Below are 3006 nucleotides of genomic sequence, written 5' to 3' on the forward strand. Positions count from 1 at the left end.
CTCGCGCATCAAAATGCGATGCAGCCGCTCGGCTCCTTGTTCCTTGAGCTCGTAGCGCCAGCGCTCGCGCACCGATGGCGGAATGTCGGGCATGTCAGAGATGCCTTCGGCCAGCGCGCGGAAATAGAGCCCCGTGCCGCCGACGAAGACGACCGGCCGTCCCGACAAAACACCTTCCGCGATCAGCCCGGTGACGTCGCGCAGCCAGGCGCCGGTGGAGTAGGCAGTCGAAGGATGCACATGGCCGTAGAGGAAATGCGGTACGCGCGCCATTTCGGCCGCGCTTGGCCGCGCCGTCAGCACGTCGAGCACCGAATAGCCCTGCATGGAGTCGGTGTTGACGATCACGCCGCCCTTGCGTTCGGCAAGATCGAGCGCCAGCGCCGACTTGCCGCTGGCTGTCGGCCCGGCTATCAGGATCGCGTTCTTCACGCGGCCTTCGCCCGCCTGACTGCCGGAATTTTCGATGTCGCTGATCGCCACGCTTGTATCCCATCCCGAAGACCGTCGAGTGTCGGCCTCGCTTGCGAATATGGCCTCGCGGGCGGCCGGCGCAAGCTCCGTTCATTGGCTGGCTGAAGGCATCGCCTGCGATCTGGTTTTGCCGGAGACGCCGGACATCGGCGTATTGACGGCCGATCTTCGCGCGGCATTGGCCTCAGAGCCGGTCGATATCATCGTCCAGCCGTCCGAAGGCAGGAGGAAGAAGATCCTGCTTGCCGACATGGATTCGACGATGATCGACCAGGAATGCATCGACGAGCTCGCCGACGAGATCGGCGTCAAGGAGCACGTCGCTGCGATCACCGCGCGATCGATGAATGGCGAGATCGCCTTCGAGCCCGCTTTGCGCGAGCGCGTCGCCTTGCTGAAGGGCCTCGACACGGCGGTGGTCGATCGCATCATCGCCAACCGGCTGACGCTGGCCGCCGGCGGCCGCGCGTTGGTGCGGACCATGCGCGCCAACGGCGCCTGGACGGCGCTGATCTCCGGCGGCTTCGACGTCTTTACCAGCCGCATCGCCGCAATGCTGGGTTTCCAGGAAAACCGCGCCAACCGGCTGATCGAGGACGGCGGCCGATTCACCGGCACAGTGGAAGAGCCGATCCTCGGGCGCGCGGCCAAGGCCGAGGCGCTGCTCGACATTGCGGCAAGGCTTGGCCTGACGACGGCCGACGCGGTTGCCGTCGGCGACGGCGCCAACGACCTCGACATGATCCGCCTCGCCGGCATCGGCGTCGCCTTGCACGCCAAGCCGACGGTAGCCGAGCAGGCCAGAGTCCGCATCGACCATGGCGACCTCACCGCCCTGCTCTATATCCAGGGCTACAAACAGGAAGAGTTTGTGCAATGAAACCCATGCGCACCGAACGTCTCATCCTGCGCAACTGGGAAGAGCGCGACCGCGAACTCTTCCACCGCATCAACTCCGATGACCGCGTCATGGAATTCTTCCCATTCCGCCGCGACCGCGCTACTGCCGACGCCATGATGGATGAGTTCCGATCCTGGATCGCCGAGGACAGCTATGGTTTTGCCGCCGCCGAGATTGCCGCCACCGGCGAGTGCATCGGCTTCGTCGGCCTCCTCGAAACCGATCATGTGCCCTCCCTGCCGGCCGGCACGATCGAGATCGGCTGGCGGCTGGCACCGGAATACTGGCGCAAGGGCTATGTCACCGAGGCGGCGGAGGCCTGGCTCGCCTACGGCTTCGAGACGCTGGGCGTCAACGAGATCGTCTCCTTCGCCGTGGCCGACAATCATCGCTCCACCGCCGTGATGAAACGCCTCGGCATGAGCGCCGACCCGGCCAGCGATTTCGACCATCCCGACATTCCGGACAGCCATCCTCATCTTAAGCGCCATGTCCTCTACAGGCTGTTGCGTGGGGATTGGCAGGTACGAAAAAGGGCGGCTCGCTAGCCGCCCTTTTCATTTAACATCAATCGGTTGCCCGGCTTGTCGGACTCAGTCCATCCGGATCGTCACGAAACGCAACTCGCCCGTCTTCGAAGCCAGCATCAGCAGCGCGTTCTTGCGGCCCTGCTCCTTTAGCGCACCGATCCGGTCCATGACGTCCTTCGGCGTGCCGACCGATTCCTGCGCGATCTCGGTGATCACCTCGCCGGGCTGGATGCCACGCTCGGCGGCGGCCGAATCCTTGGCAACGTCGGTGATCACCACACCCGACACGTCGGCCGCGATGCCGAACTTCTGCCGCGTCTGGTCGTTGAGCTCGCCGACGGTCATGCCGAGCACCGAAGCCGTGGACATCGGAGCCGCCTTGTCGCCCTTGTCCTGGTCGGTAGTCCCGTTCTCGCCGCTGGCAAGCTTCTCGCCGTCCTCGAGCCGGCCGAGAGTTACCTTCACCGTCTGCTCGACGCCCTTGCGCACGATGACGACGTCGACCGCCTTGCCGACGGGGCTTTCGGCGACGACGCGCGGCAGGTCGCGCATCTCGTGGATGTCCTTGCCGTCAAATTTGATGATGACGTCGCCGGCCTGGACCGTGCCATTGTCGACCGGCCCGCCCTTGATGACGCCGGCCACCAGCGCGCCCTTGGCGGTCGCCATGCCGAGACTCTCGGCGATGTCGTCCGTCACCGGCTGGATGCGCACGCCAAGCCAGCCGCGCCGCGTCTCGCCGTATTGGCGAAGCTGGTCGACCACGCCCGCAGCAAGCTGCGACGGAATCGAGAAACCGATGCCGATCGAGCCGCCCGACGGCGAGATGATCGCCGTGTTGATGCCGATCACCTCCCCCTCTGCGTTGAACAGCGGACCGCCGGAATTGCCGCGATTGATGGCGGCATCGGTCTGGATGAAATCGTCATAGGGGCCGGAGTTGATGTCGCGGTTGCGCGCCGAGATAATGCCGACCGTCACCGTGCCGCCGAGGCCGAACGGGTTGCCGATCGCCATCACCCAGTCGCCGACGCGCATCCTGGTCGAATCGCCGAACTTCACGGCCGTCAGCTTGTGGCCCTTCGGGTCGACCTTCAGCAC

4 protein-coding genes are annotated in these 3006 nt (G+C 65.2%); 2 read left to right on the plus strand and 2 right to left on the minus strand.

The genetic code is table 11. The annotated features are described in order from the left end of the window. Nucleotides 1-477 (minus strand): tRNA (adenosine(37)-N6)-dimethylallyltransferase MiaA (locus tag EOA29_RS31005; RefSeq protein ID WP_281061119.1); only part of this gene is annotated, 477 nt, incomplete at its 3' end. Between EOA29_RS31005 and serB the strand changes: the two genes are divergently transcribed. Together serB and EOA29_RS31015 are read left to right on the plus strand one after the other, a co-directional pair. After that, entirely contained in the window at nt 467-1354 is an 888-nt protein-coding gene (gene serB, locus EOA29_RS31010; RefSeq protein WP_126093150.1) for a phosphoserine phosphatase SerB, read from the plus strand. The two genes, EOA29_RS31005 and serB, sit on opposite strands and share 11 nt — an antisense overlap. Then, nucleotides 1351-1923 carry a GNAT family N-acetyltransferase gene (locus EOA29_RS31015; RefSeq protein ID WP_126093149.1) on the plus strand — a complete coding sequence of 191 codons (573 nt, stop codon included), beginning with the start codon at nt 1351-1353 and terminating at the stop codon, nt 1921-1923. Before serB ends, EOA29_RS31015 begins: the two co-directional genes overlap by 4 nt. A 45-nt stretch (nt 1924-1968) precedes the next feature. Here the strand turns inward: EOA29_RS31015 and EOA29_RS31020 are convergent. Continuing rightward, nucleotides 1969-3006: PDZ domain-containing protein (locus EOA29_RS31020; protein WP_127222065.1), on the minus strand; the 1038-nt coding region annotated here is incomplete at its 5' end.

This window comes from Mesorhizobium sp. M1E.F.Ca.ET.063.01.1.1 (assembly GCF_003998155.1).
GTDB lineage: Bacteria > Pseudomonadota > Alphaproteobacteria > Rhizobiales > Rhizobiaceae > Mesorhizobium.

Bases quoted from the DNA above. Each gene is read 5' to 3' on its own strand.
- EOA29_RS31015 (WP_126093149.1), top strand. From the start codon at position 1,351: ATGAAACCCATGCGCACCGAACGTCTCATCCTGCGCAACTGGGAAGAG.
- serB (WP_126093150.1), top strand. From the start codon at position 467: ATGTCGCTGATCGCCACGCTTGTATCCCATCCCGAAGACCGTCGAGTG.